19 protein-coding genes are annotated in these 18790 nt (G+C 69.8%); 14 read left to right on the top strand and 5 right to left on the bottom strand.

Going from position 1 to position 18790, the window contains the following annotated elements; all coding sequences use genetic code 11:
* Positions 1–31: 31 nt before the first annotated feature.
* The gene (locus BKA15_RS06630; RefSeq protein ID WP_218871095.1) at positions 32–739 is read right to left on the bottom strand and encodes a CPBP family intramembrane glutamic endopeptidase; all 708 of its coding nucleotides are present in this window, start codon (positions 737–739) and stop codon (positions 32–34) included.
* Positions 740–877: 138 nt separating this feature from the next.
* On the opposite strand from BKA15_RS06630, the gene BKA15_RS06625 reads away from it, so the two are divergent.
* The 11 genes from BKA15_RS06625 (at position 878) to BKA15_RS06575 (ending at position 10690) form a co-directional block, all read left to right on the top strand.
* On the top strand, positions 878–1621 hold the full coding sequence (locus BKA15_RS06625; protein ID WP_179749187.1) for a helix-turn-helix domain-containing protein: 744 nt from the start codon (positions 878–880) through the stop codon (positions 1619–1621).
* Positions 1622–1664: 43 nt separating this feature from the next.
* A complete protein-coding gene (locus tag BKA15_RS06620; RefSeq protein ID WP_179749185.1) occupies positions 1665–2006 on the top strand; it encodes a hypothetical protein in 342 nt (113 codons plus the stop codon).
* A gap of 5 nt (positions 2007–2011) precedes the next feature.
* A complete protein-coding gene (locus tag BKA15_RS06615) occupies positions 2012–2449 on the top strand; it encodes a MerR family transcriptional regulator (RefSeq protein WP_179749184.1) in 438 nt (145 codons plus the stop codon).
* A 10-nt stretch (positions 2450–2459) separates the two neighbouring features.
* Positions 2460–2798: a YnfA family protein gene (locus tag BKA15_RS06610; RefSeq protein WP_179749182.1), complete on the top strand. Its 339-nt coding sequence runs from the start codon at positions 2460–2462 to the stop codon at positions 2796–2798.
* 71 nt (positions 2799–2869) lie between these two features.
* The gene (locus BKA15_RS06605) at positions 2870–3895 is read left to right on the top strand and encodes a LacI family DNA-binding transcriptional regulator (RefSeq protein WP_179749180.1); all 1026 of its coding nucleotides are present in this window, start codon (positions 2870–2872) and stop codon (positions 3893–3895) included.
* A gap of 98 nt (positions 3896–3993) precedes the next feature.
* Positions 3994–4935, top strand: coding sequence for a carbohydrate ABC transporter permease (locus BKA15_RS06600; protein WP_179749177.1), 942 nt, complete (start codon positions 3994–3996; stop codon positions 4933–4935).
* Positions 4932–5873, top strand: a complete 942-nt coding sequence (locus BKA15_RS06595; protein ID WP_179749175.1) for a carbohydrate ABC transporter permease — start codon at positions 4932–4934, stop codon at positions 5871–5873. The genes BKA15_RS06600 and BKA15_RS06595 overlap by 4 nt, the downstream gene beginning before the upstream one ends.
* Entirely contained in the window at positions 5870–6502 is a 633-nt protein-coding gene (locus BKA15_RS06590; protein WP_179749173.1) for a hypothetical protein, read from the top strand. Before BKA15_RS06595 ends, BKA15_RS06590 begins: the two co-directional genes overlap by 4 nt.
* Complete coding sequence (locus BKA15_RS06585) at positions 6499–7848, top strand: ABC transporter substrate-binding protein (RefSeq protein WP_179749171.1); 1350 nt, start codon at positions 6499–6501, stop codon at positions 7846–7848. Before BKA15_RS06590 ends, BKA15_RS06585 begins: the two co-directional genes overlap by 4 nt.
* Complete coding sequence (locus BKA15_RS06580) at positions 7845–9203, top strand: sulfatase family protein (RefSeq protein WP_179749169.1); 1359 nt, start codon at positions 7845–7847, stop codon at positions 9201–9203. Before BKA15_RS06585 ends, BKA15_RS06580 begins: the two co-directional genes overlap by 4 nt.
* A 14-nt stretch (positions 9204–9217) precedes the next feature.
* Positions 9218–10690, top strand: a complete 1473-nt coding sequence (locus BKA15_RS06575; protein ID WP_179749167.1) for a sulfatase family protein — start codon at positions 9218–9220, stop codon at positions 10688–10690.
* 55 nt (positions 10691–10745) lie between these two features.
* Here BKA15_RS06575 and BKA15_RS06570 read toward each other — a convergent pair whose 3' ends face one another.
* The 4 genes from BKA15_RS06570 to BKA15_RS06555 form a co-directional block, all read right to left on the bottom strand.
* Positions 10746–11243 carry an anthrone oxygenase family protein gene (locus BKA15_RS06570; protein ID WP_179749165.1) on the bottom strand — a complete coding sequence of 166 codons (498 nt, stop codon included), beginning with the start codon at positions 11241–11243 and terminating at the stop codon, positions 10746–10748.
* Between the two features lie 61 nt (positions 11244–11304).
* Positions 11305–12483, bottom strand: coding sequence for a hypothetical protein (locus BKA15_RS06565; RefSeq protein WP_179749163.1), 1179 nt, complete (start codon positions 12481–12483; stop codon positions 11305–11307).
* 45 nt (positions 12484–12528) lie between these two features.
* The gene (locus BKA15_RS06560) at positions 12529–14001 is read right to left on the bottom strand and encodes a sulfatase family protein (protein WP_312878850.1); all 1473 of its coding nucleotides are present in this window, start codon (positions 13999–14001) and stop codon (positions 12529–12531) included.
* Positions 13998–15287, bottom strand: coding sequence for an ROK family transcriptional regulator (locus tag BKA15_RS06555; RefSeq protein ID WP_218871094.1), 1290 nt, complete (start codon positions 15285–15287; stop codon positions 13998–14000). The genes BKA15_RS06560 and BKA15_RS06555 overlap by 4 nt, the downstream gene beginning before the upstream one ends.
* Positions 15288–15430: 143 nt before the next feature.
* Here BKA15_RS06555 and BKA15_RS06550 point away from each other — a divergent pair, with 143 nt between their 5' ends.
* The 3 genes from BKA15_RS06550 to BKA15_RS06540 are packed head-to-tail and all read left to right on the top strand — an operon-like array spanning position 15431 to position 18773.
* Complete coding sequence (locus BKA15_RS06550; protein ID WP_179749161.1) at positions 15431–16921, top strand: ABC transporter substrate-binding protein; 1491 nt, start codon at positions 15431–15433, stop codon at positions 16919–16921.
* The gene (locus BKA15_RS06545; RefSeq protein WP_218871093.1) at positions 16918–17895 is read left to right on the top strand and encodes a carbohydrate ABC transporter permease; all 978 of its coding nucleotides are present in this window, start codon (positions 16918–16920) and stop codon (positions 17893–17895) included. The genes BKA15_RS06550 and BKA15_RS06545 overlap by 4 nt, the downstream gene beginning before the upstream one ends.
* Positions 17892–18773 (top strand): carbohydrate ABC transporter permease, encoded by an 882-nt coding sequence (locus BKA15_RS06540; protein WP_179749159.1) that lies wholly within the window; start codon positions 17892–17894, stop codon positions 18771–18773. Before BKA15_RS06545 ends, BKA15_RS06540 begins: the two co-directional genes overlap by 4 nt.
* The last annotated feature ends 17 nt before the right edge of the window (positions 18774–18790 follow it).

Here is an 18790-nt window from a genome sequence, read left to right as displayed (position 1 = left end):
CCTCGCACCGCGAGCCGGGCAGCGGCCCGGTTCAGCTGGGAAGGCTCATCGCGGCGTAGACCACGACGGTGATCGAGTTGTTGACGGCGTGCACGATCACGCCGGGCCAGATGGAGCCGCTGCGGCGCCGGAGCTCGCCGGCGATCAGTCCGACGATCACGGCCGCCAGCAGGACGGAGTTGATGCCGTGCATCAGCGCGAAGATCACCGAGCTGCCGATCACGCCGATCCACGGTCCGTAACGCAGCAAGGCGGTCGTGACGACGCCGCGGAACAGGAACTCCTCGCCGATCGGCGTGATCACGGCCAGGAACAGCATCATCAAGATCACGAAGAGCGGCCCGTTGCCGGCGCCCTGCACGTAGCTGTCCTGAGTATCGGTGGCGAGCCCGAACAGGGAGGTCATCGCCGGCATGATGATGATCTTGAGGATCAGGGCCAGCACGCCGCCGGCCAGCCCGAGCAACAGCCACGTCGCCGTGGTCCTCCGGACGCCGAACGGGCCCAGGCTGCGGATCCGGATCAGTGCCGCCGCCGCGAAGCCGATCATGCCCGCGCCGCCGGAGAGCAGGGCCAGCAGTACGCCGCTCATGGCCCCGGTGATGCCGAGCGGCCGGAAGAGCAGGATCGGGATCCCGTACCCGACGAGGGACATCGCGGCCAGCCCGACGATGATCTCCGGCCAGCCCGGCCGCAGCGCCGGCCGGGCCTCGGGCACCTGACTGGTGGTCTCGGTCATGATCATTCCTTCCCGCACGGTGGCTTCCCGACCAGTCCAGACCATGCCGTGGGGGCACAGTCAAACCGCGCCGCGAACTTGACCGTGCCCCTGGGGCATCCGGTGGACTGGTGGCCGAGGACGACGAACAGGAGCGACGTGGCGTGGAGCACCCGGCAGTTGGCGGAGCTGGCCGGAACGACGTTGAAGGCGGTCCGGCACTACCACGAGGTGGGCCTGCTGGAGGAGCCCGAGCGGGCCGCCAACGGTTACAAGCAGTACGGGGTCGCGCACCTGGTCCGGCTGCTGCGGATCCGGCGGCTGACCGATCTCGGCCTGTCGCTGCCCCAGATCGCCGCGATGGGGAACGCCGACGAACACCCCGAGCAGGCGTTGCGGCTGCTCGACTCCGAGCTGGCCGCGACGATCGAGCGGCTGCAGCGGATCCGGGCCGAACTGGCGTTGATTCTGCGGCAGAGCCTGCCGACCGACCTGCCGCCGGAGCTGGCCGACGTCTCCGCCGACCTGACCGAGGCCGACCGTGCCCTGATCGTCGTGTACGGGCGCGTGCTCGGTCCCGAGGGGATCGAGGCGATGCGGCGGATGCTGGCCGGCTACCAGCGCACCGACGCCGCCGTCGAGTTCGACGAGCTGCCGGCCGACGCCGACGAGGACACCCGGCGCGGCGTCGCCGACCGGCTGTTCCCGCACTATCTCGAGTTGATCATGGCGAATCCCGACATCGCGACGCTCCAGGCGAACGCGCCGCGCGGGCTCGGGTACGTCACCAAGACCGTCAACGACGCCATGGCCGACGTGTTCAACCCGGCCCAGCTGGACGTGCTGGAGCGGGTCGGCGAGCACTTCCGCCGGCGCACGGAGGAGGCCGGCCGGAAGTCCTGAAACCGTTGCAACCGATACTTGGGTACGGGTTTACCGTCGAGGCATGACGAACACCGATCCGGGCTGGGCCCCGGATTCCTGCACCCTGCCGACCGTCGAGCAGCCGCTCCGGGTCGCGGAGTTCGACGCGTTGTTCGCGGACGCGCTCCGGTCCGTCGAACGGGTCGACGCCGTGACGGCACGGCTGATCCTGGCCGGCGAGGCAGCCGGAACGGCCCGCGACCTGGCCGCCCGGGAGGTGGAGTGCTGCTCCTTCTTCCGCTTCGAAGTGGATGCCGCCGATCCCGGCCGGATCGGCCTGCTGGTCTCGGTTCCGCCGGCTCGGGCCGCGGTGCTGGACGCCGTCGTGACGCGCGCTGTGGCGGCCGCGGGTCTGGCCGGGTGACCGGCGTGTCCACGTACCAGGGACTGCGGCCGGCCGAGGTGGCCGCGGCGGTCGGGATCAATCCCCAGACGCTGCGGTACTACGAGCGGCGAGGCCTGATCGAGGAACCGGACCGCAGTCTCGGCGGGCACCGGCTCTATCCGGACGAGGTGATCATGATGCTGCGGGTGATCAAGACGACCCAGCGGCTGGGGTTCAGTCTGGACGAGATCGCCGACCTGCTGGAGCTGGCCGGGCACCGCCATCCGGCGGGGGAGGGGGCGGGCTTCCGGCGCCGGGCCGAGGCGAAGCTGAGCGACGTCGAGGCGCGGATCGCGGAGCTGCAGGTGATCGCGGAGACGTTGCGCAACGCCATCGCGGCCGGCTGCGACGACCTGCTCGAGTGCGTGTCGATTCCCGGCTGCCCGATCCCGTTCGCCGAGGCCGGGGGACGGCCGACCTAGAGTTCGCTCCATGATCATTCTTCGCTCGATCGGGCTCTTCCTGCTGGCCGCGGTGGCGGAGATCGGCGGCGCCTGGCTGGTCTGGCAGGGACTGCGTGAGCACAAGGGCTGGCTCTGGGTCGGCGCCGGGGTGATCGCCCTCGGCCTGTACGGCTTCGTCGCCACCCTGCAACCCGACCCGCACTTCGGTCGGATCCTGGCCGCGTACGGCGGGATCTTCGTCGCCGGCTCGCTGGCCTGGGCCATGATCGTCGACGGCTTCCGGCCGGACCGCTGGGACGTGCTCGGCGCGCTGATCTGCCTGGCCGGGGTGATCGTGATCATGTACGCGCCACGCTCGGAGTCCTGACCGCGGATTCCGGGGTGGTCGGGGCGCGACGGTTATGCTTCGGGCCGCGCAGGATTCGTTGGAGGTGAGCGATGCAAGGGACGGGGCGGTCCGGCGGGCGGCGGGTCCGGATGATCGACGTCGCGGACTCGCTCGGCGTCTCCCGGGCGACCGTGTCGCTGGTGATGCGGAACAGCCCGCTGGTGTCGGCGACGACCCGGACCGCGGTGCTGGCGGAGGCCGAGCGGCTCGGCTACGTCTACAACCAGGCGGCGGCCAACCTGCGCACGCAGCGCAATGACCTGGTCGGGCTCGTCATGCCCGACGTGATGAACCCGTTCGTCGGCGAGGTCTCGCTCGGTGTCCAGGAGGTGCTCGGCGAGGTCGGGTTCTTCGTCATGATCGCCAACACGGTGGACCGGCTCGAGTTGCAGGAGCAGATCCTGCGTTCCCTGGTCGAGCACCGTGCGGCCGGCGTAGTGACGATTCCGGCGATCACCTCCGGACCCGAGCATTTTGCGGTGATCCGGCGCAGCGATCTGCCGACGGTGACCCTGCTCCGTGACATCGAGGGGGTCGGGCTGCCGTTCGTCGGCACCGACGAGGCAGCGATCGGCCGGCTCGGCGCCCGGCACCTGATCGAGGTGCACGGCTGCCGCCGGGTGGCCTACTTCGGCGGCGATCCGCTGGCGTCGCCGCGGGTCGGCCGGCTGCGCGCGTTCCGCCGGGCCTCGAGCAAGGCCCACGTTGACTGGGATGCCGTGTGGTCGGAGCCGGTCGAGGCGTCCGCCGACGCCGCGTACCGGCGGGCCGGGGAGTTGCTCGCCGCCGGCGTCCGTCCGCCCGACGGCGTGCTGTGCCACAGCGACAACGTCGCCTACGGCCTGGTCCGCGCGCTTGGTGATCATGGAAGTCCGGAGGTCTCGGTGCTCGGCATCGACGACCTGCACCAGTCGGCGATGTGGAACCCGCCGATCAGCAGCATCGCCACCGATCCGGTCGGCCTGGGTCGGGTCTGCGCCCGGGTGCTGCTCGACGAGATGGGCCTGCCCGCGAAGGGGAGCCGGCGGCCGCCGGCGCCGAAGGTGCACGCCCGGGTCTCCTGCGGCTGCGCCTGATTCTCATCCTCCGAGAGTTCGCGGCGACACTTGACGCCCGTGTTTAGATCGATCTAAATTGGCCGCCGGATCGATCATCGAACGAGGAGGGGACGGGGATGTCTCCGGAAGCCAGCTCCGACGCCGCCCGTCGATCACCGGTGCGGCGGGCCCGTTGGCACCGTCGCGAGGACCGGGTCGGGTACGCGATGCTGGTGCCCAGCCTGCTGCCGTACGTCGCCTTCGCGCTGCTGCCGATCAGCTGGCTGCTGTGGTTCAGTTTTCAACGCTGGAACGGATTCTCGGCACCGCAGTTCACCGGGCCGGCCAACTATCAGCGGATGGCCGGCGACGAGCAGTGGTGGGACGCGGTGCTGAACACGCTGAAGTTCGGGTTCGGCCGGTTGATCATCGAGATCCCGCTGGCCCTGCTGCTGGCGTACGTCTTCTTCCGCGGCGTCCGCGGCGGCACGTTCTACCGGACGATCTTCTTCCTGCCGCACGTGCTGTCGCCGGCGATCATCGGCATCATCTTCGTCTTCCTGCTCCGGGAGACCGGCGGGCCGGTGAACCAGCTGCTCACCGGGTCGGGCCTGCTCGAGGCGCCGGTACGGTTCCTCGGCGAGGCCGGCAGCGCGCTCGGCAGCCTGATCGGCGTCGCGGTCTGGGCCCACCTCGGGATCAACCTGCTGCTCTTCTTCGCCGGCATGATGACGATCCCGAACGAACTCCTGGAGAGCGCCGCGCTGGACGGCGCCGGGCACTGGGCGACGCTGCGGCACATCGTGATGCCGATGCTGGCGCCGGTCACCCGGGTGGTGATCTTGATCTCGATCATCGGCACGCTGCGCAGCTTCGACCTGGTCAAGACGCTCACCGATGGCGGGCCGGCGGGCAGCACCGAGGTGATGTTCACCTACCTCTACCGGTTCTTCTTCGAGCCGGAAGCCGTGCCCCAGATCGGGTACGCGGCCGCGTTGGGGATCAGCGCCAGCGTGGTCGTCGGCATCATCTCGGTGGCCTACCTGCGCCTGAGCCGGAGCGGGAGGACCGCGGCATGACCGCTCCGGAGACCACGCGCCCCCAGCGCCTGTCGCAGGGCGGGTCCGAGGGGCTTCGACAGGTTCAGTCGACGTTCCGACCCGGCAGACGCCGCAGCAAGCGGGTCCGCCCGCTCGCCGTCCTGCTCCAGGTGATCTTGATCGGTGCCGCGTTGATCATGATCTCGCCGTTGATCTTCGGGCTGCTGGCGTCGGTGTCGCCGCTGGACCAGATCCTCAGCCGGAACGGCGGAATCCTGCCGCGGGTCTGGGAATGGGGGACCTACGCCCAGGCCTGGACCACGGCGAACTTCTCCCGCTACTTCCTGAACAGCCTGATCGTCACGGCACTCGTGGTGGTGCTGGACACGCTCGCCTCGAGCATGACCGGGTACGTGCTGGCCCGCCGGCAACTGCGCGGGCAGCGGCTGCTCGAGGGGCTCTACGTCGGCACCCTCTTCGTCGGGCTGACCACCGCCACCCTCTATCCGCAGTACGTGATCGCCGAGGCGCTCGGGCTGGACAACCTGCTCGGCATCGCCCTGGTCCAGCTGGCCGGCATCATGCTGGTGCACATCTTCCTGATCAAGGCGTTCGTGATCGGGCTCGGCACCGAGATGGAGGACGCCGCCCGGGTGGACGGGTGCGGCCTGTTCGGCACCTACTGGCGGGTGACGTTCCCGCTGATGCGGCCGATCCTCGCCACCACGGTGATCCTGGGCTTCCAGGCGTCCTGGAACAACTACCAGGTGCCGCTCGTCTTCTCGCTGGCCGCGCCCGATCTGCGCACCCTCGTGGTCGGGGTCAGCGCGCTGCAGTACGACGCCGCGGAGGGCATGACGCCGTACAACACCGTCCTGGCCGGGGCGAACCTGGCGCTGGTGCCGATCGTGGTGATCTTCGTGCTGCTGCAGCGCCACTTCGTCCGCGGCTGGACCGAGGGGTCGGTGAAGGGATGAACGCGGTCTTCGCGCCCGACGGCGCCCTGCTCCGGGCTTGGTCCCGCTGGTGGCACTGGGCCTGGACCAGCTGCTGCTGGGCGCTGTTGTGCCTGCCGGTGATCACCATGCCGGCGGCGACGCTCTGGCTGATCACCCAGCAACGTCGGTACGCCCGCGGCGAGGCGTCGCTCAGCCCGGCCGAGAGCGTGCGCTACCTGACCGGGCACCTGTTCCCGGCGCTGCCGCTGGCAGGCTGTCACCTCGGTGCCGCGGCGTTGGTGATCATCGGCCTGTTCGGCCCGTCGCCGGGCGGGCCGTACAGCTGGGTCGTGTTGATCACCAGCAGCCTGGCCGGCGTCACCTGGCTGCTGCTTGCCCCCTGGACGTTCGTGATCTTCGAACGGACCGGCCGCACCGTCGCCGCGATCAAAACGGCCTACCGGCTCGCCCTGACCAGGATCGACCTGGCCGTGACCGGCGCGACCGCGGTGCTGATCGCCGGGGCCGCCGCCGTCCTGCTGTTCACCCGAGTGCCCTATCTGGGCCCGTTGCTGGCGCTCGCCGTCCCGGCCGCCGTCGCCAGCCTTTCGATCATGCTCCACGACCGCGCGAGTGCGCTCGCACCCCGAGATGAGGTTCAACGATGACTGCATCCTTCACCCGCCGTGGCTTCCTCGGCGGCCTGGCCGCGACCGGCCTGGCCGCCGCCGGCTGTAGCGGCTCGCCGACCGGCACGTCCGGCGGCCCCGCCACCGTGGTCGTCTGGGACCGGGCCGGCGCCCACGCCAAGGCCCGCCAGGAGTTCTTCCAGGCCTGGAACGGCAAGGAGGGCGCCGAGCTCGGCATCACCGTCCAGTACGAGCCGCAGGCGACCGACAAGTACGAGGAGATCGTCCGGGTCGGCTTCCAGACCAAGCGGGCGCCCGACCTGTTCCACAGCCCGTCGTCCCAGCTCGGCGCGTTCGTCGCCGCCGGCTGGGTGCTGCCGCTGCCCGACCTGGTCGACCAAGCGGTGCTGGAGCGGGCGGCCCCGTACCACCAGAAGAACAGCGAACTGGTCTGGGGCGGCGTGCCGTTCGCGGTGCCGACGACGGCCTTCACCAACCGGATGGTGATCAACACCGAGCTGTTCGAGAAGGCCGGGCTGGATCCCGCGGCGCCACCGACGACGTTCACGGAGGTACGCGAAGCGGCGGCCAAGATCACCAAGGCCGGCGGCGGCGACGCGTTCGGCGTGATCATCCCGATCAAGGCGACCGGCTTCCGGCAGTGGAGCGTCGACATCCCGTTGATGGCCGGCGACGAGTCGCTGGCCCAGTTCGGGCTGTTCGACGCGGCGGCGCAGAAGTACGAGTCCGAGAAGTACGCCCCGATCATCGAGCTCTACCGGGCCATGATCACCGACAAGACGGCCTACCCGGGCGCGGCGACGCTGACCGGCGACGTCGCGGCAAACGCCTTCGGCAAGGGCGAGGCCGGAATGCACCTGGCCAGCAGCGCGATCGTCTCCTCCCTGGCCGACCTGAAGAGCAACGTCTCCGCCGTGGCGGTGCCGCTGCCGGTACCGGACGGTCAGCAGCTGGTCCGGTCACCGATGAACGCCGGCTACCCGTACGCGATCTCGTCGACCAGCAAGCACCCGGAGCAGGCGGCGAAGGTGTTCCAGGTGATGGTCGGCGACGGCATCCAGGAGGCCCTGGCCGCCAAGGCCGCACCGCCGATCAACGACGAGGTCTGGGACTCGGCCGCGATCAAGGACAACGCGTTCCTGCAGCAGTTCCGGCCGGCCGACCTTGATCGCCAGTGGCCGAAGACGCCAGGAGGGCTGCTCCAGGTCGACGGCGAGAAGGTCGACCAGACGATCGAGAAGCTGCTGCTCGACCCGGCCGCCGACCTCGGGCCGGCGCTGTCCTCGATGCAGCAGCGGATGCAGGCCGCCTACGACGCCGCGGTGAAGAGCGGCGAGGTCGACCCGCAGGAGTTCCAGGCGTGACCCGGCCCAACGTCGTCCTGGTGCTGGCCGACCAGTGGCGCGGCCAGGACCAGGGCTGGCTGGACGATGATCGCGGCAAGACCTCGGCGGTCCGGACCCCGCATCTGGACCGGCTGGCGGAGACCGGCGCGGCGGTTGCCGGTGCGCGGTCCAACGCGCCGATCTGCGGGCCGAGCCGGGCCAGCCTGGTCACCGGCTCGCTGCCGCACCGGCACGGCGTCGTCGCGAACGACCTGCCGCTGCCGACGGAGCTGCCGACGCTCGGCACGGCGCTCGCCGCTGCCGGCTATCGGACCGGTTGGATCGGCAAGTGGCACCTGGCCGGGCTGCCCCGGGACAAGTGGGTGCCGCCGGCCGCCCGGCCGGGCATCGAGCACTGGGTCGGCGTCGACTGCTCCCATGATCACGTCGACGGGCACTACTACACCGGGCCGGACACCAAGATCGACTTCTCCGGGTACGAGCCGAAGGTGCACACCGATCTCGCGCTGGAGTTCCTGTCCCGGCAGGGATCCGAGCCGTTCTTCCTCATGGTCTCGTACAACCCGCCGCACGACCCGTACGACTCGGTCCCGGAACGCCTCCGTTGCTACGACCCCGCCGCCGCAACCGTACCGCCGAACACCGCGGACACCGCCGAGCAGCGGGACACGTTGAGCCTTTACTGGAGCGCGATCACCGCGGTCGACGCCGAGTTGGGCCGCATCGTCGCCGAATTGGACCGGCTCGGGCTGCGCAAGAACACGATCATCGTCGTCAGCTCCGATCACGGCGACCTGCTCGGCGCGCACGGCCTCCGGGCCAAGCAGAGCCCTTATGCGGAGGCGGTCCGGGTGCCGCTGGTGATCAATGGTCCCGGCATCCCGGCGTCCCGGCCGGACGGGCTGTTCGGGCTGACCGACCTCGCGCCGACGCTGCTCGGCCTGGCCGGGCTGCCGCCGGTGGGCGCCGACGGGCAGGACCTCAGTGATCGACTTCGCGCCGGCGCTCGGCTGCGTGACGAGGTGATCATCGGCAACTGGGTCAGCTGCGACAACGGCTTCGATCAGGGGATCGGGGAGTGGCGCGGCCTGATCACCGAGGACGTGACGTACGCGCGGACGGTCGACGGCCGGCCCTGGCTGCTCTACGACGACCGGAATGACCCGTGGCAGCAGGACAACCTGGTCGAGGCGCCGGACGCCGCCGCTCGGGTCGCCACGGCGGACGCCGAGCTCGCTGCGCTGCTGGCCGCGGCCGAAGATCAGTTCCTGCCCGCGGACCGGCTGCTCGAGCACGTCGGCATGGTCGAGGCCTGGAACGCCCGTGAAGCCGCCCTGCGGGGCGACCGCGCCCGGCTGCTGCCGGCGCGGTGAGGAAGGGGAGACCCATGGCGGACCGGCCGAACGTGCTGTTCGTGATGACCGACCAGCAGCGTTTCGACACGATCGCGTCGCTCGGCAACCCCGACCTCGCGACACCGAACCTCGATCGGCTCGCGGCCCGCGGTGCGATCTTCGACAACGCCTATTCGACCTGCCCGGTCTGCGTTCCGGCCCGGTACACGTTGCGCAGCGGCAGTGAACCGACCCGGACCGGGCTCTACGACAACACGATGCCGGACGGCGCGCATGCCGCGATCCGGGACCGGTGCGGTCCCTACCTGGCCGAGACGATGGCGGGATTCGGCTACCGCACCTGGGGCGTCGGCAAGTTCCACACCACGCCGTGGGACGCGCCGGTCGGCTTCCAGGTGCAGCGGCACAGCGAGGAGCTGTACGAGTCGCCGGCGCAACGGGCCGGGGACGCCTACGCGGCCTGGATCGCCGCCGAGCATCCCGAGCACGACTGGCTCGAGGCGTTGATGGGGGAGCGGACCGACATGTACTACATGCCGCAGCTCAGCCCGCTGCCGGCCGACTGCACGGTCGAGGCGTGGGCCACCCGGGAGGCGATCGGGCTTCTTGATCAAGATGACGGCCGGCCGTGGTTCGGCTTCGTGTCCTACATCGGGCCGCATCCGCCGTTCGCGCCGCCGCTGCCGTACAACCGGCGCTACGATCCGGACCGGATGCCGGACCCGGTGCTCGGCGATCTTGCCGTCGATCACCTTGATCAACATCTGCCCTGGATGAATCACCTGGTCTACGCCGAGGACGTCGACCCGCACCGGGCCCGGGCGCTGCGGGCCCGCTACTACGGCGAGATCAGCTACATCGACGCCTGCCTCGGCGACCTGCTGGACGCCGTCGAGCGAAGACCGGACGCCGACAACACCGTGATCTGCTTCTTCGCCGATCACGGCGACCTGCTCGGTGATCATCACGGCTGGCAGAAGGAGAGCTTCTTCGAGGCGGCGACCCGGGTGCCGTTCCTGATCTCCTGGCCGGGCCGGATCGCGCCCGGTGATCATCGCTCGGAACTGGCCTGCCTGACCGACCTGTTCGGGCTGGCGACGTCGGCGGCCGGAGCGCCGGAACTCCGCCAGGGCAGCGATCTGCTCGGCCTGCTCGACGGTACGGCAGCGCCCCGGGACGCGCTGTTCGGCTACCACGGCCGGCCCGGCAGCCGACGGTTCAAGGCGATGGTCCGGACCGGCGACCTGAAGCTGATCTGGCTCGCCAACGGCGGTCACCGACTGCTTTTCGATCTTGCCGCCGACCCCGACGAGATCAAGCCGCTGCAGGCGGAGCGGGCCGGCGAGGCCGACCGGCTCACCGCGCTGCTGACCGACCGGCTCCGCGAGGAAGGGGTCGACGCGGCGTTCGACGGCGACGAGCTGCGGACGTTCCCGTACCAGGAATGGCCGTTGACCCGGGTCCATCAATTCGACCGGTCCCGCGGCGTCGGCGGATTCGGCTGAGCCTCCGCGAGGCTCCGGGTGCGGTTCGAGGGGCGACGGGTTCGGCTGAGGCCGGTCAGGAGACGGCGAGCCCGATGATCATCAGTGCCGCGGCGAGGGCGGCGGTGACCGAGCGGACCGTGTTGGCCGGCACCCACTCGCGCTGATAGCGCTGCCACACCTCGGCCGCCTCGGGCGTGTCCGGGTCGACCGCGGCCAGGGCATTGTTGCGCGGCACGTTGTAGACGATCGTCAGCACCGGATTGCCGATCAGGTAGAGCAATCCGCCGATCAGGAACCACCAGCCGTGGCCCTGGCCGAGGCCGAGCACGCCGAGAATGATCATGACGATGCTGAGCACCGCCGTGCCGAACAGGGCGATCATCAGCGGCGGCCGGACCGCCGCCACGTTGACCGACTGCATCGCCCGCACCGCGGCCGGCGTCTCCAGCGCCGCGATGCCCTGCATCGCGAACGTGGAGAAGGCGAAGAAGGCGCCGGAGACGATGCCACAGCCGACCGCGGTCAGCGCGGCGACGACGATGAGCGGCAGGCTGGGACCGAGCTCGACCATGGATCCTCCCAGGACGGATGCGGTGCGTTCGGATGCACCGTACCGCCGGAACCGCCCCGGGTCAGCCGCAACGGTGGAAGTTGCCGATCCAGGCGTAGCCGCGGCCGGTGGTGCCGTCCTCGCAGGTGCGTACGGTCTCCGGGGCGAACACGCTGTTGAGCAGCCACGGCGCCTTGTCCGGTCCCCAGTTCTCGGCCATCTCCGGTCCCTGCTTGTAGCCGTAGGTGCCGAGCGCGAACCGGCCGGTGTCGCGGAAGATCGCCAGCTGGTTGCAGATGTAGTTCTTCCTGGTCTCGTACCACGGGCTGGAGGAGAGGAAGTCGTTCCACTTCGCCTGCGGGAACGGGTCCTCGATCGCGAGTCCGATCACCTGCCAGACCTTCAGCCCGGCCGGCATTCCGTGCCGCTGCAGGAAGTCCGCCGGGGCGTCGTCGTTCAGATGCGCCTTCCAGTGGTGCACCAGCGAGAACTCGGTGGCGAGGAACCGCTGGTCGGGCCGGAGCCGGGCCAGCACGTAGTCGACGAACGGGCGGGAGTCCTCGATCCGCGGGATGTGCGGGTGGATGTCGACGCCGAGCAGGTCCGGCTGGCTCGCCGCGAACCGTACCCAGCGGTCGGTGGCCGGCGTCTGCTGCTCGGGCTTCTGCAGGTTGTTCAGCGCGCCGTAGTAGAGCTGGGTCGGACAGTCCGGCCCACACTCGTTGCGCCGGTAGTTGATCACCTGCCGGGCGATCTCCTCGTAGAACGCGTTCAGCGTCTCGTTGCGGTCCTCCGGCCGGCTCTCGATGAACGGCTCGTTGCCGATGATCATGATGTCGACCCGGCCCATCATCGTGTCGAGCAGCTTGGCCACCCGGGCCTTCTCCCTGGCCATCTCGGGGGTGCCGGGACGTGGGAAGGCCTGGTTGCCGAACGGGAACTTCAAGGAGAGTACGGTCCCGTAGCCGCGATCGCGGGCCGCCAGCAGGTTGCGGATCCCGGGGTCGTCGGCCGGCGGCTGATCATCGGCCCAGGGCATCGCGTAGAAGCCGCGCACCCACTGGGTGCGGCCGAGCTCCAGTTCGTCGAAGTTCAACAGGGCCAGTCGTTCGTTGAAGTTCGCGCCGAGTGCTCCCTGCGGATCGCGGGCGGCGGCTCGGTGATCATCCGGCCCGGCAGCCGCGGCCGGGCCGGAGCCCAGGCTCGAGGCCAGGGCCAGTGCGACCGCGGTGAGGATCGTCAGGGTTCGTGGGGTGGGCATGAAGATGGCTCCTTTGCTCGCTTCACGATCATGGAAGTGGTGCGGCTACGGCGTCGTCTCCATCCGGCTCGCCGACGGGTTCTCCCGGACGTCGTCGCCGATCGGATACATCGAGGTCATCCAGTGGTGGAAGTTGTCGCCGCGATCCCGGAGCAGCCGGTACAGCCGCGCGGTCAGCTCGTCCCGGATGGTCGCGAGGGCGGGGTCGTCGTAGGCGTTGCGCAGCTCGTCCGGGTCCGCGGCGAGGTCGTACAGCTCGTTCACGGAGTCCGGATTGATCACCAACTTGTACCGGTCGGTGCGCAGCATCCGTTGCGGATAAGGGAAATGGTGACCGTGGAACTCACACACGACGTGGTCGTCCCAGGCCGGGGACTCGCCGCGGACCAGCGGCAGCAGGCTTCGCGAGTCGACCGCCGGTGCCGGGTCGCAGCCGGCCAGCTCGAGGATCGTCGCGGTGCAGTCGGTCAGGCTGACGAACTCGTCGCGGACCTGACCGGCCGGCGCGCCCGGGACCCTGACCAGTCCCGGCGTCCGGTAGATGTCCTCATACATCGCCGGCCCCTTGTCGTGCAGCCGGTGCGCGCCGGTGAACTCACCATGATCAGCGGTGAAGAAGACGGCGGTCTCCTGATCGAGCCCGAGCCGGTCCAGCGCGTCCAGCACCCGGCCGAGCTGCTCGTCGATCATGGTCACATAGCCCCAGTAGGCGGCGATCAGCTTCCGGCTGTCCTCGGCCGTCATGGTGTCGAACGCCCAGTGCGCGCTGTAGTTGCGCTGCACCGGCGGCTTCCCCTCGAACGTCTCGGCCGCCGAAGCCGGCAGCTCGATCGCTTCCGCGTCATAGAGATCGAAGTACTCGTCCGGCAGCACGTACGGCAGGTGCGGCCCGAAGAAGTTCAACGCCAGGTAGAACGGCTTGCCGTCGTCGGCGTACCGCTCCAGCAGTTCGACCGCCCGGGTCGCCAGGTACGCCTCGAAGGTGGCCTCGACCGGCTGCTGCAGCCGCGCGGCCAGCAGGTTGCCCGGCCGACCGTTCGGCATCGTGCCGCGCATCTCGTCGGTGATCTTGTGCTCGGGGTAGCCGTGCTCGGCCAGGTAGGCCTGATAGTCGGGATGATCAACGGGGTTGTGCCAGCCGGGCAGGTCGGGGCCGTCGAGGCCGAAATCGGCCGCGGTGCGGTGGGTTCCGGTGTGCCACTTCCCGATCAGGCCGCAGTTGTAGCCGCGCTCGCGGAGGGCGGCGGAGAAGCTGAAGCTGTCCGGCGGCAGATCCTCCAGGTAGCCGACGTTGCGTTCGGCGTTGGCCAGCAGCCGGTGCCGGAATGGCGCCTGGCCGGTGAGCAGGCTGGCTCGCGCCGGCGTGCAGATCGCGGTCGGGGTGTACCAGTGGTCGAACCGGGTCCCGCCCGCCGCGAGCCGGTCCAGGTTCGGCGTGGCGACCGCGGCGTTGCCGTAACAGCCGAGGGTGTCCACCCGGTGCTGGTCGGTCATCAGGAAGAGCACGTTGGAGGTCACGAGAGCCTGTCCTGAGCTTGTCGAAGGGCGGTCCGGTCCTCTGCTTGTCGATGATCATCGTCCGATGGCGTACCGGGCACCGGATAGTTGGCGAGCAGCGGAGAGGTGTGCAGCAGCGCGGCGACCGCACCCAGCGCGCCGTCCTCGTCCCCGAGCGACGCCGGCCGCAGGCGCAGTTCGGAGCCCGCCATCGACTGCAGTTCCCAGTTGATCATGATCTGGGCCTGGCTCAGCAGTTGCGGCGCGTGCTGGACGATCTCGCCGCCGACGACGATCTCGGACGGATTCAGGGTGACCGCCATCGTGCCGAGCACCCGGCCCAGGGCATCGCCGGCGTCCCGGAGCACCCGGTCGACCAACGGGTCGGCCCGCTCGACGGCGGTCCGTAGCTCGCTCAGGGAGGTGACCCGGGCGCCGAGTTCCTGGCACCGGGCCAGGATCGCGGGGACCGAGGCGATGGTCTCCAGGCAGCCGCGCTTGCCGCAGCGGCAGTCCGGACCGTCCAGCCGGACCGAGACGTGGCCCAACTCGCCGGCGAACCCGTCGGCACCGGTGACCAGCCGGCCGCCGATCACCAGCCCACCGCCGATCCCGTCGGACAGCCGGACATAGACCAGGTGGTCGGTCTCGGCGCCGCCCCAGACCGCCTCGGCCAGGCCGGCCAACCGGGTGTTGTTGTCGATCATGATCGGCACCGGGTAGTGATCACGCAGCCGGTTCCGGACGAACTCGCTCGGCGTGGTCTCGGGATGATCATCCGAGTCGAAGGTGGGCATCCGGGGCGAGAACGGCCCCGGGAACCCGACCCCGATCCCCGACAGCCCGGACAACTCCACGTCCGCGCGCCGGCCGAGCTGGCGCAGCAGCTCGAGCACCTCGGCCACCCGGGTCGGCCAGTCCGAATCGCTCGGGTAGCGCCGGATCTCCGAGGCCACCATCCGGTGCGCGGCATCGACGACGACGACATGGACCCGGCGGTGCCCGAAGTCGATCCCGAGAAGTTGCCCGGCCCGCGGGTTGAGCGCCAGCCGCGACGCCGGCCGGCCGCGCCGGCTCGGCCCCGAGCCTGGCGCAGGGCCGTCCGATTCGGATTCGGCCGACGGCTCGTACGTCACGATCATCGCCCGGTTCAGCAGATGGTTGGTGATGTCGGACATCGTCGTGCGCGAGATCCCCACCCGCTGCGCGAGCTCCGCCCGACTCAACGGCCCGAGGTCGCGGAGGGCGGCGATCACCCGTTCCTCGTGATCGCGGCGCATCGGATGCCCGCCGTCGTGGTTGCGCACGGGCCAACTGTAAGCCACTCGAACATTTCCGGCAATCCGGTGATCTTAATTCGGTGAAAGTTATGTCAAGGTCATTGACAGATAGTCGAGAACCGGCCTACCGTCGAGGGAATCGGCGTCGGCATGAACAAGGGGGTCCCCCGATGAGCCAGGTTCCAGGCAGCCTTCCGAGGGTCAGTCGCAGGCGGTTGCTCGGCACCGCGGCCGGTCTGGCCGGGGCGACCGTGGCCGGGTCCGTCCTGGCCGGCTGCACCGGCAGCGGGGAGCCGGCCCAGTCGCCCGCACCTGGCGGCGGCGCCAGCACCGGCGCGGTCCAGTGGTGGGACCACTTCCGGCCGCTCACCTCGCTGTTCACCAAGGAACTCTTCGAGCCGTACGCCCAGGCGCATCCTGGCGTGACGGTCGCCCACCGGGAGATGGACGCGCCCGCGCTCGGCCAGGCGCTGCAGCTGGCCCGGCGGAGCAAGCAGTCGCCGGACGTGCACTCGCTGGCCGGGCTGGACGGCAGCCCGGCCGCGCTGGTCGGAGCCGGCTGGTTCCAGCCGATCGGCGACTTCGTCGATCTGGAGGGTTCGCCGATCGCGGACCAGTTGCTGGACGGCATCCACCGCGTCGATGGCAAGGTCTATTCGTTCCCGGTGTTCAGCGCCCGCTGGCACGACAGCTCGCCGTGGCTGAACACCGCGGCGCTGGCCGAGGCCGACGTCGATCCCGAGCAGCCGCCGCCGAGCTGGGACGAGTACCGGGCCACCCTGCGTACGTTGCGGGAAGGTCTCTCCGACAACGTGCATCCGTTGGTCCTGCCCGGCAAGGAACCCGGCTATCTGGGCGGGCAGATCGAGCGCTTCGCGATGTCCGCCGGAGGGGTCGGGGCGATCGATCCCCGGACCGGCGAGTACGCCTACGCCAGCCAGCCGTACCTGGACGCCTTCGAGTTCCTGCTGTCGTTGCAGCGCGACCAGCTGATCCATCCGGCGTCGCCGTCGATGAGCCCGCGGGACGCGCGGTCCCGGTGGGCGGCCGGTGAGGCAGCGGTCTTCGCCTGGGGCCCGTGGTACATCGGCGGGCTGAAGGTGCAGGAGCCGGAAGCGGTCGACCGGGGGATCGGCGTCTGGCGGATCCCCACCCCGGAAGGCAATCCGGCGACGATCTACAGCGCGCCGCCCGGCGGCACGTTCTGGGTGTCGGCACAGGCCGAGCTGCCCAAGCTCGCCGCCGAGGTGATGTTCTCCATGCTCGACGAGGAGTTCATGAAGAAGTTGGCCGGTGCGATGGACCAGCCGCCGATCCTTGATCAACTCGTGGCCGAGGCCGATGTCCATCCCGCCTACCGCGCCAACATCGCGAACATGGCCGAGGTCGTGAGGTTCGCGCCGCAGCCCCAGGTGCGCAACGCGGCTGTTTCCCAAGCTCTGGTGGAGATGCGGCCGGTCGATCCGGACCTCGGCGCGATCGCCCAGGCGGTGCTCACCGGGGCGACCAAGGACTACGCCGGCGCGCTGAAGACCCTGCAGGACTCGATGACGAAGGAACGGGAGCGGGCCGTCAAGGCCGCCGCCGGCAAGGGGGCCCAGGTCAGCCTCGAGGATTGGGTGTTCAGCGACTGGACGCCGGGAGAGGACTTCCGGCAGTGACGGTCGGTACGACGACGCCGCGGCTCTCCGACGCCGGCCCGGCCGCCGCGCCGGTCCGCGGACGTGGCGGCCGGCCCTCGTTCCTGACCAGGCTGCGGCGGAGCTGGTGGATCTACCTCTTCCTGTTGCCGACCGCGCTCGGCTACGGCGCCTACACCGTCTATCCGCTGGTCGCCAGTTGGTGGTACGCCTTCCTCGACTGGCCCGGCTTCGCCCTGCGCGGCACCTTCATCGGACTCGGCAACTTCGAGCGGCTGCTGGCCGACGACCTGTTCTGGAGCGCGTTCCGGAACTCGCTGGTCTTCATGATCATCGGCGTGCCGCTGCGGGTCGGCGGGGCGCTGCTGCTGGCCCTGGTGCTGAACAGCCGGCGCACCCCGTTCCGCGGCTTCTTCCGGACGTTGATCTTCCTGCCCGTGGTCACCACCGGCGCGATCATCGGCGTGGTGTTCACCCTGATCCTGGATGCGGGCGGGCCGGTGAACCTGGCCCTGGTCCAGCTGGCCCTGTTGGAGTCGCCGGTGAACTTCGCCGCCAACTCCGAGACCTCACTGGTCACCGTGGTCATGGTCTGGGTCTGGAAGTGGCTCGGCATCACCATGATCTACTGGCTGGCCGCGCTGCAGACGATTCCGCCTGAGCTGGGCGAGGCGGCCCGGGTCGACCGGGCCGGTCCGGTGCGCGAGTTCTGGCACATCACGCTGCCGCTGCTGCGGCCGTTCCTGGTGATCATCACCTTGATCGACATCATCGGCGCGCTGAACGTGTTCGACCTGGTCACCACGCTGACCGGCGGCGGCCCGGCGTACTCCTCGGAGGTGATCGAGCTGTTCATCTACCGGACGGCCTACGAGGCGACGGTGCCGCAACTCGGGTATGCCTCCGCCGCCGCGGTCCTGTTCGGTCTGCTGACCGTGATCCTGGCCGTCGCCCAGGCCGCCGGGATCCGCGCCGTCCGACGGAGGCAGCCATGAGCCGCAATCGGTCCCTGAGCCTGTCGAAGGGCCCGCGGCTGTCGAAGGGGCTGCGTCTGTCGAAGGGGAAGGGGCTGATCGGCGCCGGGCTGATGATCTTCTGCGCGATCTGGATCTATCCGTTCATCTGGCTCGTGTCGGCGTCGCTGAAGCAGCAACCGGAGATCTTCGGCAAGGGGCTCTCGCTGCTGCCGGACCAGCCGATGTGGGAGAACTACGCCCGCGCCTGGTCCGTGGTCGGGTTCGCCGACTACATGATCAACACGGTGATCATCACCGTCGGCACCGTGCTGCTGATCGTGATCAGGAGCGCCCTGGCCGGCTACGTCCTCGGCCGCTGCGACTTCCCCGGCAAAAAGGCACTGATCGCGATCTTCCTGATCACGTTCTTCCTGCCCGAGGGCTACACGATCATCCCGGTGACCCAGTTGACCGACCAGCTCGGCCTGCTGAACACCCACCTCGGCGTGATCTTCGGTCTCGGTGCCGGCGGGCACGTCGCGGCGACGCTGCTCTACGCCGGCTACTTCCGCAGCCTGCCCAACGAACTCGAGGAGTGCGCCCGGATCGACGGCGCCGGGCCGCTGACGATCTTCTTCCGGGTGTTCCTGCCGCTGGCCTGGCCGGTCACCGCGACGGTGATCATCCTGCAGTTCCTGAGCGCCTGGAACGCGTACCTGCTGCCGCTGGTGTTCACCCTGAGCCAGCCCGACCTGCGCACGCTCGCGGTCGGCATGACCGCGTTCGTCGGCGAGTACGGTACGGACTATCCCGGCCTCGCCGCCGGTGCCGTCATCTCGCTCACCCCGGTGATCGCCGTCTTCGTCGCGCTGCAGCGGCAGTTCGTCGAGAGCGTCGCCGGCGCCGTCAAGCAATGAACCCTTCCGTGCCCTGA

Origin of the sequence: Microlunatus parietis (assembly GCF_013407955.1) — a bacterium.
Lineage (GTDB): Bacteria > Actinomycetota > Actinomycetes > Propionibacteriales > Propionibacteriaceae > Microlunatus > Microlunatus parietis.
This window is presented reverse-complemented; position numbering and strand designations above follow the sequence as displayed.